This is a genomic window from Allostella sp. (assembly GCF_041913585.1).
Taxonomy (GTDB): domain Bacteria; phylum Pseudomonadota; class Alphaproteobacteria; order ATCC43930; family Allostellaceae; genus Allostella.
In genome coordinates, this window is the sequence record NZ_JAYSFE010000043.1 from 1 (window position 1) to 17,722 (window position 17,722).

Annotated in this window: 17 protein-coding genes and 1 pseudogene; 14 read left to right on the top strand and 4 right to left on the bottom strand. The window is 72.2% G+C overall.

From position 1 onward, the window contains the following. The 8 genes and pseudogenes from ACE3Q3_RS10380 to ACE3Q3_RS10415 all read left to right on the top strand — a co-directional run. A pseudogene (locus ACE3Q3_RS10380) lies at positions 1-248 on the top strand (sulfatase); the annotation flags it as partial. Between the two features lie 64 nt (positions 249-312). After that, positions 313-1,944, top strand: coding sequence for an ABC transporter substrate-binding protein (locus ACE3Q3_RS10385; RefSeq protein WP_374445428.1), 1,632 nt, complete (start codon positions 313-315; stop codon positions 1,942-1,944). Positions 1,945-1,951: 7 nt separating this feature from the next. Further along, positions 1,952-2,926 (top strand): ABC transporter ATP-binding protein, encoded by a 975-nt coding sequence (locus ACE3Q3_RS10390; RefSeq protein WP_374445432.1) that lies wholly within the window; start codon positions 1,952-1,954, stop codon positions 2,924-2,926. Continuing rightward, on the top strand, positions 2,923-3,951 hold the full coding sequence (locus tag ACE3Q3_RS10395) for an ABC transporter ATP-binding protein (RefSeq protein WP_374445435.1): 1,029 nt from the start codon (positions 2,923-2,925) through the stop codon (positions 3,949-3,951). Before ACE3Q3_RS10390 ends, ACE3Q3_RS10395 begins: the two co-directional genes overlap by 4 nt. A 10-nt stretch (positions 3,952-3,961) precedes the next feature. Continuing rightward, complete coding sequence (locus ACE3Q3_RS10400; protein ID WP_374445438.1) at positions 3,962-4,897, top strand: ABC transporter permease; 936 nt, start codon at positions 3,962-3,964, stop codon at positions 4,895-4,897. 3 nt (positions 4,898-4,900) lie between these two features. Further along, positions 4,901-5,848 carry an ABC transporter permease gene (locus ACE3Q3_RS10405; protein ID WP_374445442.1) on the top strand — a complete coding sequence of 316 codons (948 nt, stop codon included), beginning with the start codon at positions 4,901-4,903 and terminating at the stop codon, positions 5,846-5,848. Positions 5,849-5,855: 7 nt separating this feature from the next. After that, a complete protein-coding gene (locus ACE3Q3_RS10410) occupies positions 5,856-6,602 on the top strand; it encodes a glycerophosphodiester phosphodiesterase (protein WP_374445445.1) in 747 nt (248 codons plus the stop codon). 64 nt (positions 6,603-6,666) lie between these two features. Then, the gene (locus ACE3Q3_RS10415) at positions 6,667-7,887 is read left to right on the top strand and encodes an MFS transporter (protein ID WP_374445448.1); all 1,221 of its coding nucleotides are present in this window, start codon (positions 6,667-6,669) and stop codon (positions 7,885-7,887) included. On the opposite strand, the gene ACE3Q3_RS10420 is transcribed toward ACE3Q3_RS10415, so the two are convergent. Beyond that, positions 7,843-8,280 carry a rhodanese-like domain-containing protein gene (locus ACE3Q3_RS10420; RefSeq protein ID WP_374445451.1) on the bottom strand — a complete coding sequence of 146 codons (438 nt, stop codon included), beginning with the start codon at positions 8,278-8,280 and terminating at the stop codon, positions 7,843-7,845. The genes ACE3Q3_RS10415 and ACE3Q3_RS10420 overlap by 45 nt on opposite strands. Positions 8,281-8,385: 105 nt before the next feature. Here ACE3Q3_RS10420 and ftrA point away from each other — a divergent pair, with 105 nt between their 5' ends. Further along, positions 8,386-9,360 (top strand): transcriptional regulator FtrA, encoded by a 975-nt coding sequence (gene ftrA, locus ACE3Q3_RS10425; protein ID WP_374445454.1) that lies wholly within the window; start codon positions 8,386-8,388, stop codon positions 9,358-9,360. Between the two features lie 133 nt (positions 9,361-9,493). Next, complete coding sequence (gene bla, locus ACE3Q3_RS10430) at positions 9,494-10,381, top strand: class A beta-lactamase (protein WP_374445457.1); 888 nt, start codon at positions 9,494-9,496, stop codon at positions 10,379-10,381. Positions 10,382-10,385: 4 nt separating this feature from the next. Here the strand turns inward: bla and ACE3Q3_RS10435 are convergent, their stop codons facing one another. Together ACE3Q3_RS10435 and ACE3Q3_RS10440 are read right to left on the bottom strand one after the other, a co-directional pair. After that, a complete protein-coding gene (locus tag ACE3Q3_RS10435; protein ID WP_374445459.1) occupies positions 10,386-12,347 on the bottom strand; it encodes a tripartite tricarboxylate transporter permease in 1,962 nt (653 codons plus the stop codon). A gap of 31 nt (positions 12,348-12,378) precedes the next feature. Further along, positions 12,379-13,476: a tripartite tricarboxylate transporter substrate-binding protein gene (locus tag ACE3Q3_RS10440; protein ID WP_374445461.1), complete on the bottom strand. Its 1,098-nt coding sequence runs from the start codon at positions 13,474-13,476 to the stop codon at positions 12,379-12,381. A 126-nt stretch (positions 13,477-13,602) separates the two neighbouring features. Between ACE3Q3_RS10440 and arfB the strand changes: the two genes are divergently transcribed. Next, positions 13,603-14,022 carry an alternative ribosome rescue aminoacyl-tRNA hydrolase ArfB gene (gene arfB, locus ACE3Q3_RS10445; protein WP_374445529.1) on the top strand — a complete coding sequence of 140 codons (420 nt, stop codon included), beginning with the start codon at positions 13,603-13,605 and terminating at the stop codon, positions 14,020-14,022. On the opposite strand, the gene ACE3Q3_RS10450 is transcribed toward arfB, so the two are convergent. Then, positions 13,988-14,527 carry a methylated-DNA--[protein]-cysteine S-methyltransferase gene (locus tag ACE3Q3_RS10450; protein WP_374445464.1) on the bottom strand — a complete coding sequence of 180 codons (540 nt, stop codon included), beginning with the start codon at positions 14,525-14,527 and terminating at the stop codon, positions 13,988-13,990. The two genes, arfB and ACE3Q3_RS10450, sit on opposite strands and share 35 nt — an antisense overlap. Before the next feature lie 64 nt (positions 14,528-14,591). Here ACE3Q3_RS10450 and ACE3Q3_RS10455 point away from each other — a divergent pair, with 64 nt between their 5' ends. The 3 genes from ACE3Q3_RS10455 (at position 14,592) to ACE3Q3_RS10465 (ending at position 17,699) form a co-directional block, all read left to right on the top strand. Then, positions 14,592-15,785 carry an MFS transporter gene (locus ACE3Q3_RS10455; protein ID WP_374445466.1) on the top strand — a complete coding sequence of 398 codons (1,194 nt, stop codon included), beginning with the start codon at positions 14,592-14,594 and terminating at the stop codon, positions 15,783-15,785. A gap of 85 nt (positions 15,786-15,870) precedes the next feature. After that, positions 15,871-16,395 (top strand): TRAP transporter small permease subunit, encoded by a 525-nt coding sequence (locus tag ACE3Q3_RS10460; protein WP_374445468.1) that lies wholly within the window; start codon positions 15,871-15,873, stop codon positions 16,393-16,395. Further along, entirely contained in the window at positions 16,392-17,699 is a 1,308-nt protein-coding gene (locus tag ACE3Q3_RS10465) for a TRAP transporter large permease (protein WP_374445470.1), read from the top strand. Before ACE3Q3_RS10460 ends, ACE3Q3_RS10465 begins: the two co-directional genes overlap by 4 nt. Positions 17,700-17,722 lie beyond the last annotated feature (23 nt).

Sequence of the window (17,722 nt, forward strand, 5' to 3'; positions counted from 1 at the left end):
AGTGCTCGCTCGCCGTGGTCCAGGACCACGACTACAAGTACGTCCATTTCCCGGCCCTGCCGCCGCTCTTCTTCGACCTGAAGCGCGACCCGGGGCAGTTCCAGAACCGGGCGGAAGACCCGGCCTATGCGGCGCTCGTCCGCGACTACGCGCAGAAGATGCTGAACTGGCGGATGCGCTACGCCGAACGGACGCTGACGCACTTCCGCGCCACCCCGAAAGGGCTCGAGGAGCGGACGCCCCGGTGACCGATCGGGCGCGCCGCCCGGCCGCCGGTCGGCATGCGCCACCATCGACAGAGAGGAGACCGACATGACCCGAATGACCCGCCGGACCGTGCTCAAGGCCGGTGTCGCCGCCGGCGCCGTCGGCGCCCTGCCGCGCTTTGCCGTCGCCCAGGCGGACAACCGCCCGTCGATCACGGTCGCCGTGCAGCAGATCGTCAACGCCAACACGCTGGAGCCGCTGCGCGAGCAGTCCAACGTCGGCACGCGCCTGATGACGAGCCTGTTCGAGTGCCTGATCGAACAGGACCTGCAGCGCGAGCTGCAGCAGATCCCGGGCCTGGCGACGGAGTGGAAGCGGATCGACGACCGCACCGTCGAGCTGTCGCTGCGCCGCGGCGTCAAGTTCCACAACGGCGACGAGATGACGGCCGACGACGTCGTCTTCTCCTTCGGGGCCGAGCGCATGTTCGGCAAGGCCGGCGCGCCGGAGGCCAAGCTGTTCACCAGCGTCATCGGCGGCGAGACCAAGGATCTGCCACCGGAAGTGCCGGCCGTCGCCAAGCGCCTGTGGCCGGCGCTGGAGCGGATCGAGGCGGTCGACAAGTACACGGTCCGCTTCATCAACAAGCAGCCGGACGTGACCCTCGAGGGCCGCATTGCCCGCGGTGGCTCGCAGATCATCTCGCGCCGCGCCTTCACCGAGGCCAAGAGCTGGCTGGAATGGGCGCGCAGCCCGGTCGGCACCGGCCCCTACCGCGTCGTCGAGTTCCGCCCCGACACCTCGCTGACGCTGGCCGCCTTCGACGACCACTGGCTGGGCCGGCCGCCGATCAAGCAGATCCGCCTCGTCGTCGTGCCCGAGGTGGCGAGCCGCATCAACGGCCTCGTCTCCGGGCAGTACGACTTCGCCTGCGACATCCCGCCGGACCAGGTGCCCGAGGTCGAGAAGCACGCCCGCTACGAGATCGCCGGCGGCCTCATCGGCAACCACCGGCTCATCTGCTTCGACAAGAACCATCCCGAGCTGAAGGACCCGCGGGTGCGGCTCGCCATGTGCCACGCCATCGACCGGCAGCTCATCGTCGACGCCCTGTGGGCCGGCCGCACCCGCGTGCCGAAGGGATTGCAGTGGGAATTCTACGACCAGATGTTCCATGCCGACTGGTCGGTGCCGGCCTATGACCCGAACCTCGCCAAGAAGCTGCTGCGCGAGGCCGGCTACAAGGGCGGCGTCATTCCCTATCGCGTCCTCAACAACTACTACACGAACCAGAACGCGACCGCCCAGGTGCTGGTCGAGATGTGGCGCGCCGTCGGCCTCAACGTCGAAATCCAGATGAAGGAGAACTGGGGCCAGATCTTCGACCGCAACAGCCCGCGCGGCGTGCGCGACTGGTCGAACAGCGCGCCCTTCAACGACCCGGTGTCGTCGATCGTCAACCAGCATGGCCCCAAGGGCCAGCAGCAGCAGATCGGCGAGTGGACGAACGAGGAGATGAACAAGCTCTCGGTCGAGCTCGAGACCTCGACCGACCGCGCCAAGCGCCGCCAGATGTTCCGCCGGATGCTGGAGATCTGCGAGCGCGACGATCCGGGCTACACCGTCCTGCACCAGACCGCCGTCTTCACCGGCAAGCGCAAGGACATCGAGTGGAAGCCGGCGCCGTCCTTCGCGATGGATTTCCGGGGCCGCAACTTCAAGCTCAAGCGGGCCTGATCCGGGCATGGAAACGCTCGTCTCGATCCGGGGGCTGACGGTCGACTTCGATCTCGGCCACCGGGTCGTGCGCGTGCTGCACGGGGTCGATCTGACGATCGGCCGCGGGCAGGCGGTGGGGCTCGTCGGCGAGTCCGGCTCCGGCAAGAGCGTGACCTGGCTGGCCGCCCTCGGCCTGCTCGGTCCGCGCGCCCATGTCGGCGGCGCGGTCGAGCTCGCGGGCGAGCCGCTGCTGGGCGTGCCGGTCCGTCGGCTGGAGGCGGTGCGGGGCCGGCGGATCGCCATGATCTTCCAGGACCCGGCGAGCGCGCTCAACCCGGTCCACCGCATCGGCCGGCAGATCGGCGAGGCGCTCGCCCTCCACCGCGGCCTGGAGGGGCAGGCGGCGCGGGCCGAGGCGAAGCGGCTCCTCGACCGCGTCGGCATCGCCGATGCGGCGCGCCGGCTCGACGACTATCCGCACCAGCTGTCGGGCGGCACCAACCAGCGCGTGATGATCGCGATGGCGCTGGCGGGCGAGCCCGACATGCTGGTCGCGGACGAGCCGACGACGGCGCTCGACGCCACCATCCAGGCGCAGATCCTCGACCTGCTGCGCGAACTCCGGCGCGACGGCGGCATGTCCATGGTGCTCATCAGCCACGATCTCGGCGTCGTCGCCGAGAACAGCGACCGCATCGCGGTCATGTATGCCGGGCGCATCGTCGAGGAGGCGGCCACCGCCGATCTCTTCGCCGAACCCCGGCACCCCTATACGAGCGGGCTGCTCGCGGCGCTGCCCGATCTCGACGGGCCGCGGCGCCGGCTGGTCGCCATCCCGGGCACGGTGCCGGACCCGGCGCGGCTGCCGCCCGGCTGCGCGTTCGCGCCCCGCTGTCCGCTGGCGGTCGCCGCCTGCACCGGCACGGTGCCGCCGCTGGAGCGGGTCGGACCCGACCATCGCGCCGCCTGCATCCGGGTCCGGGAGGCGGTTGCCGCATGACCGAAACACCGACCGCGGCCGCCACCGACCGCGCCCTGCTCGAGGTCCGCGACCTTCGGCGCAGCTTCCAGGTCCGGCGCGCCGGCGGTCTCTTCGGCCGCCCGGCGACGCTCCATGCCGTCGACGGAGTGTCCTTCGACCTCCGGCCCGGGCGCACGCTGGGCCTGGTCGGCGAATCCGGCTGCGGCAAGACGACGACCGCCCGCCTCGTGCTCGGCGTGCTGTCGCCGACCGGCGGCCGGGTCGAGTTCGAGGGGCAGCCGGTTCCGGCACCCGGCACCGCCGCCTGGCGGGCCCTCCGGCGGCGGATGCAGATGGTCTTCCAGGACCCGCTCGGCGCGCTGGACCGCCGCATTTCGGTCGGTCACCAGGTGATGGAGCCGCTCGCCATCCACGGCATCGCGGCCGGTGCGGCCCGGCGCAGCCGGGCGCTGGAGTTGCTGGATGCGGTCGGGCTCGGCGCCAGCTTCTTCCAGCGCTACCCGCACGAACTCTCGGGCGGGCAGCGCCAGCGCATCGTGCTCGCCCGCGCCCTCATCCTGGAGCCCTCGCTGCTCGTCTGCGACGAGCCGATCTCGGCCCTCGACGTCTCGATCCAGGCCCAGGTCATCAACCTGCTGCTCGACCTCCAGGCCCGCTTCGACCTCGCCTATCTCTTCATCAGCCACGACCTCAAGGTGGTGCGGCAGATCAGCCACGAGGTGGCGGTCATGTATCTCGGCCGCATCGTCGAACAGGGCGATCCCGACCGGCTGCTGGTCGATCCGGCGCACCCCTACACCCAGGCACTGGTGTCGGCGATCCCGGTCGCCGCCGCCGCCCGCCGGCGCCCCCGCCTCATCCTCAAGGGCGACCCGCCCAATCCGGTCGACCGGCCGGGCGGCTGCGCCTTCCACCCGCGCTGCCCCGCGGCGACGGCGCGCTGTGCGATCGACACACCCCGGCTGAAGCCGCTGCCCGACGGCCGGCTGGTCGCCTGTCACGTCGCCCATGGCGAGGCCGAAGGGCCGCGCCTGGCGGCATAGGAGAGGGCCGATGCTGCGCTATCTCTCGACCCGGCTGGTGCGGGCGCTCCTCACCATCTGCTTCGTCGTCACCTTCGCCTTCGTGATCCTGCGGCTGTCGGGCGACCCGGCCCTGCTGATCCTGTCTCCCGACGCCCCGCCCGAGGCGATCGAGGCGTTCCGGCGCTCCTGGGGCCTCGACCGGCCGGTGTGGGAGCAGTATTTCCACTATTTCGCGGCGGTCGCGGAGGGCAATCTCGGCCGCTCGATGCGCGACGGCCGGCCGGCGATCGACCTCGTGCTGGAGCGGGTGCCGGCGACGCTGGCGCTGACCATTCCCGCCTTCATCCTGAAGGTCGGCATCGGCATCCCGGCCGGCATCTACGCCGCCCTCCACCGCAACAAGCTCGCCGACCGGCTGACCATGCTGTTCTCGGTCGCCGGCTTCACGGTGCCGAGCTTCGTCCTCGGGCTGGTGCTGGTGCTGATCTTCTCGGTCAATCTCGGCTGGCTGCCGTCCGGCGGCCAGGACTCCTGGATCCACGGCATCCTGCCGGTCATCACGCTCGGAACCGCCGGGGCGGCGGTGCTGGCCCGCTTCACCCGCAGCGCCATGCTGGAGGTGCTGGGCCAGCCCTACATCCGCACCGCCTCGGCCAAGGGCCTGCCCTGGCACCGGGTCGTCGTCGACCATGCGCTGCCCAACGCCGCCATTCCGACCGTCACCATCGTCGGCTTCATGGTCGGCAGCCTCGTCGCCGGCGCCGTGGTGGTGGAGAGCGTCTTCTCCTGGCCCGGGGTCGGCCGGCTGCTGGTCATCGCCGTCGCCAACCGCGACCTCGCGGTGGTGCAGACGATCCTCCTCTTCGTCGCCGCCACCATGGTCTGCGCCAACCTGACGGTGGACATGCTCTACGGCTGGATCGATCCGCGGCTGCGCACGCGCCGCGTCGCGGGAGCGGGGTGAGCCATGGCGACCGTCACCGGAAACGAGCCGCAGGCGGGCGAGGACGCCGTCGCCCGCGAGCGCAACCGGCCGCCCACGGAGGTGGCCGAGAAGCGCGCCCCGCGCAGCCGGGTCGCCCGCTTCTTCGAGGCGTGGCCGCCCTCGGTGCTGCTGGCGCTCGGCTGGATCCTCGCGATGCTCGTCATCGCGGCCTTCGTCGAGGTGCTGGCGGCCTATTCCTATACCGCGATGGACCTGCGGGCACGGCTGACGCCGCCGATCTTCTGGGGCGGCACCGACGTCCGCCATCTCCTCGGCACCGACGAACTCGGCCGCGACGTGCTCTCGCGGCTGCTCTACTCGATCCGCATGAGCCTGCTGATCGCCTTCTTCGGCACGCTCATCGCGGCTGCGCTCGGCACCTTCCTCGGCATCCTCGCCGCCCATTTCCGCGGCTGGGTCGAGGACGTCGTGCTGATGATGATCGACTTCCAGGCGTCGATGCCGTTCCTCATCATCGCCCTGGCGGTGCTCGCCTTCTTCGGCAACTCGCTGATCCTCTTCATCTGCCTGATGGGCTTCCACGGCTGGGAACGCTATGCCCGCATCTCGCGCGGGCTGGCGATCGCCGCCAACGAGCAGGGCTATGCCGGGGCGGTGCGCCAGCTCGGCGCCCCCGCCTGGCGCATCTACGGCCGGCACATCCTGCCCAACATCGCCTCGACGCTGATCGTCAGCATGACCCTGGCGTTCCCGGAGACGATCCTGCTCGAGTCCGGCCTGTCCTTCCTCGGTCTCGGCGTGCAGCCGCCGCTCACCTCGCTCGGCAACATGGTCGGCTACGGCCGCGAGTACATCACCCGCGCGCCGTGGATCATGCTGGCGCCGAGCGTCGTCATCATCCTGACGACGCTGTCGATCAGCATCGTCGGCGACTGGCTGCGCGACCGTCTCGACCCGACCCTGAAGTGAACCGAACATGCCCGTGAAGACCGAGATCGCCTCGCACCGCGGCGGCGCCCTGGTGTGGCCCGAGAACAGCCCGACCGCCTTCCGCAACACCGCGCTGCTGCCGGTCGAGCAGGTGGAGTTCGACGTCCACCCGACGACCGACGGCCGGCTCGCGGTCTTCCACGACCCGACGCTCGAGCGCACCTCCGACGGCACCGGGCCGATCGGCGGCTACAGCTGGGCCGAGCTGCAGCGTTTCACGCTGAAGGGCACCGATGGCGAGCGGATGCCGTCGCTCGAGGAGGTGATCGCGATCTTCCGGCCGACCGCGATCCGGCTGCGCCTGGAGATCAAGCCCGACCACGAGCGCCGCCCCTATCCCCAGAGCCCGGCCATGGTCGCCGCGGTGCTGGCGGCCGAGGGGATGCTGGAGCGCACCACCGTCACCAGCTTCCAGGTCGAGACGCTGGCGGCGCTGCTGCGCCACGCCCGGCCGCTCGGCACGATCTGGATCCTCTCCAACTACGTCATGACCGATGTCGGCATCGCGGGCGCGATCCGGACGGCACAGCTCCACGGCATCCCGGCACTCTCCGTCCATCGCACGCTGCTGACGGCGGACGTCGTCAAGGCGGTGCGCGACGCCGGGCTCGGCATCGGCGGCTTCGCCGCCAACGAGGAGGCCGACATCCGGCGCATGTTCGAGCTCGGGGTCGACGTCTTCACCACCGACCGGCCCGACCGGGCGGTGGCGATCCGGGCCGCGTTGGGGTAGGGATAGGGACCCTCCCTCCCCAGTGACCGGCCGCCCGCCTCCCGCGGCGCGGCCCCGGACTTCCATGCAGCACGGCAGTTGGGTCGGCGCCCTCGGCGTCACCTTCGCGATCCAGGTCGCCATCTCGTTCCTGTCGAGCGCGGTGGCGGTGACGGCGCCGATGATCACGGCCGCGGCCGGTGTCCCGGTCGAGCGCATCGGCTATTTCTCCGCCCTCTCGACCGTCGCCAGCATGTGGTACCTGATGGCGTGCGGGCCGCTGCTCGGCCTGTTCGGGCCGCTGCGGCTGCTGCAGGCGGGGCTGGCGCTGGCATCGGCGGCGCTGCTCTTCGTCACCGTCGGCGACTGGACGGTGGTCATGGTCGCCGCCTTCGTGTTCGGGCTGGGATACGGGCCCGTCCCGCCGGCGAGCAGCGACATCCTGGCCCGCCACACGCCGGCCGGCCGCCGCGGCCTCGCCTTCTCGGTCAAGCAGGCGGGGGTGCCGATCGGCCAGGCGATCGGCGGGCTCGCCATCCCGGGCCTGGCGCTGGCGCTCGACTGGCGCTGGGCGCTGGCCGCCGCCGCCGCCGTCGCGGTCGCCATCGTCCTCGGGACCCAGCCGCTGCGCGCCGGCCTCGATTCGGGGCGCTCCGGCAATGCGCTCCGTTTCGAACCCTATCGCCGCATCCTCGCCCCCGCCAACTTCGCCCAGCCCTACCGCACCCTGCGGTCGGTGCCGAACATGGCGCTCCTCACCTATGCCGGATTCTGCTTCGCCTGCGCCCAGGGGAGCCTCTTCTCGTTCTACGTGCCCTATTTCACGGCCGACCTCGGCTTCGCGGTGACGGCGGCCGGCACCGCCTACGCGGTGCTGCAGATCGGCGGCGCGGTCGGCCGCATCTCGGCCGGCTGGCTCGCCGACCGGACCTCGGCCATCGCCACGCTGACGCTGCTCGGCGCCACCTCGTGCCTCGCGCTCTCGGTCACCGCCTCCCTGTCGCCGGCCCTGCCATGGTGGGTGATCCTGGCGGCGGCGACGGCGACCGGCGTCTCGGCGGTGAGCTGGAACGGCGTCTACCTCGCGGAGGTGGCGCGGATCGCGCCCGCCGGCCGCGTCGGCGACACCACCTCGGCATCGAGCTTCTTCACCTTCATCGGCTATGCCGCCGGCCCCGCCGTCTTCTCCTTCCTGGTCGAGACGACGGGACGGTACGACGTCGTCTTCCTCGCCTTCGCGGCCCTGCCGGCGACGGCGATCCTATCCCTGGCGCTGGCCCGCCGCCGCGGCCTCGGCCAGGGGTGAGGGCGAGGGCTCCAGCGCCAGCCCCTCGTCCAGCCAGCCGGTCACGCCGCCGATCATCAGCTTGACCCGCCGGCCGAGGCCGGCGAGCGCCAGCGCCGCCTTGTCGGCGCCGTTGCAGTGCGGCCCGGCGCAGTAGACGACGAAGAGCGTGTCCATCGGCCAGACGGCGAGCCGCCCGGCATCGATCTCCCGCCGCGGCAGGCTGACGGCGCCCGGGACATGGCCGCGGGCGTAGAGGGCAGGGGTGCGCACATCGAGCAGCACGAAGTCGGCATCGCCGTCGCGGGTGGCGGCGTGGACGTCCCAGCAGTCCGTCTCCAGTTCCAGCCTGCGGGCGAAATGGGCGGCCGCCACATGGGGCGGCGCGGCCGGCGTCTCGGAAACCACGCTCATCGGGATTCTCCCGTCCGGTGCGGCCCGTCGGGGACCGCCGTCCGGCCGCAACCTGCCGGGACCGGCGCTTGCGCGAAACTGGCGGAATCGCCAATCATCGCAAAGATGTCGCCAAACCGGACCCGGCCACCCAATCCCGAGGTCGCCGTCGTCGCCTATGACGGGCTGTGCACCTTCGAGTTCGGCATCGCCGTCGAGGTGTTCGGCCTGCCGCGGCCGGAGATGGGGGCGGACTGGTACCGCTTCCGTGTCTGTGCCGCCGAGCCCGGGCCGATCCGCGCCGTCGGCGGCATCCGGATCGAGGCCGAAGACGGACTCGAGGCGCTGACCGGGGCCGGCACGGTGGTCGTGCCGGGCTGGCGCGGCGCCCGCGAGGTGCCGCCGGCGCCCCTGCTGGCCGCGCTGCGGGAGGCGCACGGGCGCGGCGCCCGCCTCGTCTCGCTGTGCTCGGGGGTCTTCGTGCTCGCCGCGACGGGCCTGCTCGACGGCCGCCGGGCCACCACCCACTGGCGCTACCTGCCGGTCCTGGCCGAACTCCACCCCGCCATCCGCATCGCGCCGGACGTGCTCTATGTCGACGAGGGCGACATCCTGACGGCGGCCGGCAGCGCCGCCGGCATCGACCTCGCGATCCACATCGTCCGGCGCGACCATGGCGCGCGGGCGGCCAACCAGGTGGCGCGCCGGCTCGTCCTGCCGCCGCATCGCGAGGGCGGACAGGCGCAGTATGTCGAGCGGCCGGTGCCGGCGCAGCCGGGTTCGCGTCTCGCCGGCCTGCTCGACCGGCTGCGTGGCCGTCTCGGCGACCCGCTGGCGGTGCCGCGGCTGGCGGCCGAGGCGGGGATGAGCGAGCGCACCTTCCTGCGCCGCTTCGCCGAGGCGACCGGGACCACGCCCGGCGACTGGCTGGTCGGCGAGCGGCTGGCGCATGCCCGGACGCTGCTGGAGGAGACCGACCTGCCGGTCGAGCGCGTCGCGACCGAGTGCGGCTTCGGCACGGCGGCGACCCTGCGCCACCATTTCCGCGCCCGCCTCGGCACCGCCCCCCGCCGCTACCGCGAGCGCTTCCGCACCGCCTGAGAGCGCCGTCCGAATCCGGCGCCCGATGCCGTCGGCGGGACCCGCCTTCGCCACAAAGTCGCCGCGGAATCAGACCATCAGGTCGTCCGGCGCCGCCGATCCCGGCCGGCGCGGATCCTGCGGAGACCAAGGCATGCCTATCCTCGTGACGCGCCGTGCGGCGCTGGTCGGCTCGTTGCTGGCGGGTGCGGGCCTGGGGGCGGGGGCGCGCGCGACGCAGGCGGCCGTCGGCGACGCCACCGCCGCCCGCGTCGGCGACCTCGAGGCCCGCTACGGCGGCCGGGTCGGCGTCTCCGCGCTCGACACCGGCACCGGGCGGCGCATCGAGCATCGCGCCGGCGAGCGCTTCCCGATGTGCAGCACCTTCAAGCTGCTGGCCGCCGCCTGCGTCCTGTCGCGGGTCGATCGCGGCGAGGAGCGGCTCGACCGCCGGGTCGTGTTCCAGGCGACCGATCTCGTCACCTACTCGCCCGTGACCGAAAAGCGGGTCGGCGGCGAGGGCATGACGATGGGCGAGATCTGCGCCGCCGCCATGACGCTGAGCGACAACACCGCCGGCAACCTGATGCTGGCGAGTTTCGACGGCCCGGCGGCACTCACCGCCTATGCCCGCTCGCTGGGCGACACCGTCACCCGCCTCGACCGCATCGAGACGGCCCTCAACGAGGCGACGCCCGGCGACCCGCGCGACACCACGACGCCGGCCGCGATGCTGGACGACCTGTGCCGGCTCGTCCTCGGCACCGCCCTCTCGGAGCCGTCCCGGGCGCAACTGACCACCTGGCTGCTCGACAACCGGACCGGCGACCGCCGCCTGCGCGCCGGCTTTCCCGCCGGCTGGCGGGTCGGGGACAAGACCGGGACCGGCGGCAACGGCGCCGCGGCCGACGTGGCGATGGTCTGGCGGCCGGAGCGCCCGCCGCTCGCGGTCGCCGTCTACTGGACGGAAACCGGCACGCCGTTCGACCGGCGCAACCAGCTCTTCGAGGACGTCGCCCGGATCCTGGCCGCGGTTCCGTGACCCGTCAGGCGAGCGGCCAGGGCAGGCGGAAGGCCTCCTGCAGCAGGCCGCGGGGAAAGTCGAGCACGAAGAGCCATGCCATGCCCACCAGGAAGGCGATCGCCGATGCCGTGAGGGTGACGACCCGCCGCAGCGGCGCCCGCGCCTCGATCGCGAGGAAGGCGGCGAAGTAGAGCGCCAGGCCGAGGAGGAACCCCAGCACGGCCGAGGCGAGGAGCAGGCCGGCCAGCCAGGCGAGGAAATACTCCATCGTCCTGGGCTGGGTGCGGATCAGGTGCTCGGTGTCGAAGACGACGGCGTGGTGCCGGGCGAAGGCGACCAGTCCGAGGACGACGAGGATGCCGGCCATCGCCGGCGCGGCGACGCCCAGCGGGAAGACCTGCGCCAGATAGGACCAGCCGAGCGACTGCCACAGGGCATGGGCGAAGACGGCGGCGAGGACGAGGGCGAAGACGGCCTGCGGCAGGCGGCGGTGGCCGCCCGCCGCCGCCGCGCCGCCCTCGTCGATGCCCTTGCCGGCGACCCGCATCCCGGCCCAGACCGAGAGCAGGATCGTGACCGCGATGACGATCACGCCCGGCCGCCACAGCCACGCCCAGGCATGGAACTGGATGGCCTGGTAGAGGTAGGTCTCGGCCCCCGGCGCCAGGACGAAGCCGATCAGCAGCGGCGGCCGCGGCCAGCCGAAGCGGCGCATGTAGACGCCGAGCACGCCGAGCGCCATCAGCGCCAGGATGTCGCCCCAGTCGCGCGTCGCCTGGTAGGCGGCGAACAGCACGATCATCACCATGAAGGGGGCGAGGTAGACGTAGGGGATCGTCGTCAGCCGGGCGACGTGGCGCGAGACGAGGACGCAGAGCCCGGCCCCCAGGATGTTGGCGATCGCGAGCGACCAGATGATCGTGTAGGTGAGATCGAGCCGGGTCTCGATCATGGTGATGCCGGGCTGGAGGCCGAGCAGGACCATGCCGCCCAGGAAGATCGCCATGCTCCCCGAGCCGGGGATGCCGAAGAGGAGCGTCGGGATGAGGGCGCCGCCCTGGACCGCGTTGTTGGCGGATTCGGGCGCGATCACGCCGCGCACGTCGCCGCGGCCGAACTGGGAGCGGTCGCGGCTCGTCTGCACGACATGGCCGTAGGCGACCCAGTCGACGACCGATCCGCCGAGGCCGGGCAGCGCGCCGATCAGGCAGCCGATGCCCGAGCAGCGCAGCACCAGCCCCATGTTGGCGAGCGTGTCGCGGACGCCGTCGCGCCAGCCGCGGCCGAGCGCCGCGGCGGCGGCGATGGCGCGGTTGGCGCGCAGGAGGTCGATGATCTCGGGCAGGGCGAAGATGCCGAGGCCGACGACGACGATCGGCAGCCCGTCCGTCAGGTAGTCGAGGCCGAAGGTGAAGCGCCACTCGCCGGTCGCGGGCGCGGCGCCGATCGACCCCAGCAGCAGGCCGAGGGCGCAGGACAGCAGCCCCTTCAGCAGGCTCGACCCGGACAGCACGCCGACCATGCTGAGGCCGAGCACCGTCAGCATGAAGAGCTCGGCCGAGCTGAAGGCGAGGATGACCGGACGGGCGACGACGACGAACACCGTCAGCACCAGGGCGCCGATGACCCCGCCGATCATCGAGGAGAGGAAGGCGGCCGAGAGCGCCCGCGCCGCCTCGCCGCGCTTGGCCATGGGGAAGCCGTCGAGGATCGTCGCCTGCGACGCGCTCGAGCCCGGGATGCCCATCAGGATCGAGGTGAAGGTGTCGCCGGTCGGTACCACCGCCACCATGCCGATCAGCATCCCCAGGGCCGACACCGGGTCCATGCCGTAGATGAAGGGCAGCAGGATGGCCATGCCGGCGATCCCGCCCAGCCCCGGCAGGATGCCGATGACGAGCCCGACCAGCACCCCCGCCATCATCCAGGCGAGGTGCCAGCCGCTCAGCAGGCCGACGAGTGCGCCGGCGATGGTCTCCAGCATCGGCCGGCCCCCCGCCCGGCCCGCTGCGGAGTCAGTTCTCGAACTTCACCCCGTGCTTCTCGGTCAGCCACTTCTTGACCCAGCCCTTGGCCTCGCCGTCGATGGCGAGCGCCACGTCGAGCATCTTCTGGGCGGCGGCCCCGGTCGCCTGCCGGTAGACGCCGATCTCGTCGCCCGCCTTCTCCTTGAAGCCGGGGGCATCGACGACCGCCTGGAACGCCCGGGCATAGGCGGCGACGATGTCGGCGGGCGTGCCCTTGGGCAGGAACACGCCCTTCTGGACCGCGAAGCCGGCCGTGTTGAAGGCCTTGAACGCCGCAAAGGCGATGCCGGACGGCGTCTTGCCGGTGGCCTGCTCGTAGAACTCGATGAAATGGGGCAGGTCGGGGAAGGTCGGGTCGCGGACGAAGGCGCCGCTGTCGTCGAGCACGCCCCAGGAGAAGAGCGGCACCGCCTTGCCCGCCTTCACCAGCGGCACGACGTTGCGCAGATAGGCCGAGGAGGTCTGGTAGTCGATCGCGGCCTCGCCGCGCTCGAAGGCGAGCCGGCCGTCGCCGCGGCCCTTCATGCCGAACACCGGCTTGACGTCGAGTTCGAGCAGTTCGAAGGCGAGCAGCGGCACGAGGTCGAGCGAGGTGGCACCCTGGCTGCCGTACTTCATCTCCCGGCCGCGCAGGCGGGCGATGTCGCCCGGACCCTTCACCCCGAGGTCGGGATTGACGTAGACGACGCCGCCGGTCGGCGATGCGAGCACGGTCGACCAGTCCTTGTACTGGTATTTGACGCGGGGGTCGTCGAGCAGATAGGGGAACTGGGTCGAGCCGGAGGTGCCGAGAATGGTCAGCCCGTCCGGCCGCGCCCGGGTCTGGAACTGGTTGGCGCCGGTGATCGAGCCGCCGCCCGGCACGTTCTTGACGACGACCGTCGGGCGGCCCGGAAGCTGCTCGGCCAGGAGCGGCGCGAAGAAGCGGGCCCAGACGTCCGAGCCGCCGCCGACGGAGAAGGGAATGACCCATTCGATGGTCTTGCCGGCGAAGTCGGCGGCGCGGGCGGCGGGTGCGACGGCGAGCACGGCGGCGGCGGCGAGCAGCCGCAGCCCGTGGCGACGGGACATCGCGAGGCGAGTCATGGCGGAACCTCCCCGGGTTCGTTGGTATGCGGCCGTCCTTGCCGGGCGTGCCGTCCTGATTGCGACCGATGCTAGCCGATCCGCTTGGCTTGCGGAACCGTGGCGAGCGGGAGGCCGGCGATGGCGCTGATTCCGGTGACCGGACGGATCGCCATCGACGAGCGCGAGATCGAGGAGCGGTTCGTGCTGGCGACCGGGCCGGGCGGCCAGAACGTCAACAAGGTCTCGACGGCGGTCGAACTGCGCTTCGACGTCGCGCGTTCGCCGTCCCTGCCGGAGGCCGTTCGGGAGCGGCTGATGCGGCTCGCCGGGCGGCGGCTGACGCAGGAGGGCGTGCTGGTGCTCTTCGCCCGCGCCCACCGCACCCAGGCGCGCAACCGCGAGGCGGCGCTGGCGGCGCTGCTCGACCTCGTCCGCCGCGCCGCGGTGCCGCCGGTCCCGCGGCGTCCGACCAAGCCGACGCTCGCCAGCCGCAAGCGGCGGCTGGAGGCGAAGACCCGCCGCGGCACGGTCAAGCGCGGCCGCCAGGCGCCGCCCGAGGAGTGACCGCCCAGCCCTCGTGGGCGAGCAGCCAGCGCTTGCGCGCGATCCCGCCGCCATAGCCGGTGAGCCGGCCGTCGCTGCCGACGAGGCGATGGCAGGGGACGACGACGGCGATCGGGTTGCGGCCGTTGGCGGCACCGACCGCGCGCTGCGCGGCGTCATGGCCGATCTCGCGCGCAAGCCCGGCATAGCTGCGGGTCTGGCCGGCGGGAATGCGGCGCAGCGCGCTCCAGACCCGTTCCTGGAAGGGGGTGCCGCCGGCGGTGGCGGGCACCCGGTCGATGGCGCCGAGGTCGCCGGCGAAATAGGCCGCGAGCGCGGTGGCGATGCCGAGCGGGTCGCGGGCATCGACGAGGTCGGGCCGGCCGAAGCGCCGGCCGACCCAGTCCCCGACCCGGTCCATGGCGTCGGCGAATTCCAGCACCCGCAGGTGCCGCTCGTCGGCGAGGATCAGCATCGGGCCGATCGGCGTGTCGACCTGGTCGCGGAAGAGGCGCATGGCGTCCATCATGCCGTCCCGGCGCAGGATTCGGGAAGAAGCCGACCGGTGGAGCGCGCCATGTTCGCGGCCGATGCGGACACCGATCTATCACGGCTGGCGGGTCGTCTTCTGTGCCTTCGCCGTCGCCTTCTTCGGCTGGGGACTCGGCTTCTACGGGCCCGGCATCTACATGGTCGCGCTGCAGCAGCGGCATGGCTGGCCGACGGCATTCATCGCCGCCGCGATCACCCTCTACTATGTCGCCGGCGCCGCGCTGATCGCCGGCGTCGGCCGCGCCTTCGAGCGCTTCGGCCCGCGGCGGACGGTCGCCGCCGGCGCCGTCGCGATGGCGGCCGGCGTGACGGCGCTGCCGCAGCTCGAGGCGCCATGGCAGCTTCCGATCGCCTTCCTGGCGATGGCCGCGGGCTGGGCGGCGATGGGCACGGCCGCCGTCAACGGCATGGTCGCCCCGTGGTTCGAGCGCCGGCGTGGCCTTGCGGTCAGCCTTGCCCTCAACGGGGCGAGCTGCGGCGGCGTGGTGATGGCGCCGGTGCTGGTGGCGCTCGTCGCCGATCTGGGCGTCGGGCTGGCGCTGCCGGTCGCATCGTCGGCGATGCTGGTGCTGCTGCTGCCGCTGGTCGCCGCCGTGCTGCGTCCGCGACGGGCGGACGAGCACGACGGCGGCTGCGGCCGGCCGCCGGCGGCGCGGGCCGCGCCCGACCTGCCGTGGAGCACCCGCGCCACCATGCGGACCATGGCCTTCGTCACCGTCAGCCTGCCGTTCGCGCTCGGGCTGATGGCGCAGGTCGGCCTGCTCACCCATCAGGTGGCGCTGCTGTCGCCGGCACTCGGCGTCGTCGGTGCCGGCTGGGCCGTCAGCCTGACGACGGCGGCCGCCGTCGCCGGCCGGGTCGGGCTCGGCTTCGTCGTCGACCGGCTCGACGTCCGCCGCGTGTCGGCGGCGAACTTCCTGGTCCAGGTCGCGGGCGTGGCCTGCCTCGCCGGCGGTACCCGGCCGCTGCTGATCGCCGGCTGCCTGCTCTTCGGCCTCGGTGTCGGCAACCTCATCACCTTCCCGGGGCTCATCGTCCAGCGCGAGTTCCCGGCCGCCCATTTCGCCCGCGTGGTCGGCCTTGTCGTCGCCGTCAACCAGTTCGCCTTCGCCTTCGGGCCGGGCCTCCTCGGGCTGCTCCGCGAATGGACCGGCGGCTACGGCGCCGCCCTCGGCCTCTGCATGGCGCTGCAGGCCGCGGCGGCCGCGATCGTGCTGGTGCGGCCGCGCTAGGGCCGGGCCCCGCGCCTTGCGCGGGGCAGCCGGCGCGCCTACCGTCCCCGGACAACGACAGGACGGACCTTCCGGGGGGAAGCCGATGACCGACGGAGGCGACGACCCGCAGCGCGGGCGATGGGAGCGTGCGGCCGACCGCCTGATCGGCGTCGGCCGCGCCGGGGCCGAACTCTGCCTGATCGCCATGATGGCGCTCATCACGCTGGAGGTGATCTGCCGATCCTTCCTCGGCTTCTCGCTCACCATCGTCGACGAGACCTGCGGCTATCTCGTGGTGGCGCTGCTCTTCCTCGGCGCCGCCTACAGCCTGCGGGAGCAGGCGTTGTTGCGGGTCGAGTTCATCATCGTCGCCCTGCCGCGGCGCCTGCGCGCCTGGGTCGAACTCCTCTTCGACGCGGCGGCGCTCGGCTTCGCGCTGGTCATCCTCTATCAGCTCGCGCGCGTCGCCTTCAGCTCGTGGGAGCGCGGCATGGTGGCGCCGACCCTGATGGAGACGCCGATCTGGCTGCCGCAACTGGCGATGCCGGCGGGATCGCTTCTGCTCGTGCTCGGACTGGCGGCCGAAATCGCGCGCGACCTGCGCCGGATCGCGGGGGAGCGGCCATGAGCGGCTGGGTCGCGGACTTCGCCCTGGCGCTGGGCGTCCTCCTGGCGCTGCTGCTGGGCGGCATGTGGATTCCCTTCGCGATCGGCATCGCTGGGCTGGTCTCGCTCTATTTCGCCGACGGGCTGATCGGCTTCCGCGCCCTCGGGCTCGTCACCTGGGGCAGCGTCAACAGCTTCACCCTGACGGCCATCCCGCTCTTCATCCTGATGGCCGACCTGCTGCTCCAGAGCGGCGTCAGCCACCGCTTCTACGTCGGATTGACCAAGCTCGTGCGCGGCCTGCCGGGCGGCCTGCTCCAGACCAATATCGCGGGCTGCGCCATGTTCGCGGCGATCAGCGGCTCCAGCGTCGCGACCGCCGCGGCGATCGGCACCGTCGCCCTGCCGCAGCTCGACCAGCGCGGATACGACCGCCGGATGGCCGCCGGTAGCCTCTGCGCCGGCGGCACCCTCGGCATCCTGATCCCGCCGTCGATCCCGCTCATCATCTACGGCACCTTCACGGAAACCTCGATCGCGCGCCTCTTCATGGCCGGAGTGGTGCCGGGCTTCCTCCTCGCGCTCGTCTTCATGGTCTATGTCGGCGTCGTCGCCCGGCTGCGCCCGTCGGTCGCCCCGCCCGACCGCACCCAGGTCTCGCTGGCCGACAAGGCGCGGGCCCTGGTCGATCTCGTCCCCTTCATTCTCCTGATGGCGACGGTGCTGGGCGGGATCTATTTCGGCTTCGCGACCCCGACCGAGGCGGGGGCGATCGGCGCCTCGCTCGCGCTCGTCGTCAGCCTGGTGTGGGGCGACCTCACCCTGGCGCGGTTCCGGGCGGCGCTCACCAACACGGTCAAGATCAGCTGCTCGCTGCTCTTCATCATCCTGACGGCGTTCATCTTCGCCTATGCGGTCGAGAATGTCGGCGTGTCCCAGAACATCGCCCGGCTGCTGGTGGAGAGCGGCCTCGACCGCTACCAGTTCCTCATCGCCGTCATCGTCATGTACGTGGTCCTCGGCTGCGTCGTCGACAGCATCGGCATGATCGTCCTGACCGTGCCGCTGCTCTATCCGGCCGTGATCGGCTTCGGCTTCGACGGCATCTGGTTCGGCGTCATCCTGGTCATCATGGTGGAACTGGGGCAGATCACGCCGCCGTTCGGGATCAACCTCTTCGTCGTGCAGGGCATCTCGAAATGGTCGCTGCGCGACGTCAACCTCGGCTGCCTGCCCTACTGGTTCCTGATGCTGGGCTTCGCCGCCCTGCTGACGGTCGTGCCCGAACTCGCCCTGTGGCTGCCGGGCCAGATGTTCGACCGCTGACTGCCGGAGGGGCGGCACCCGCC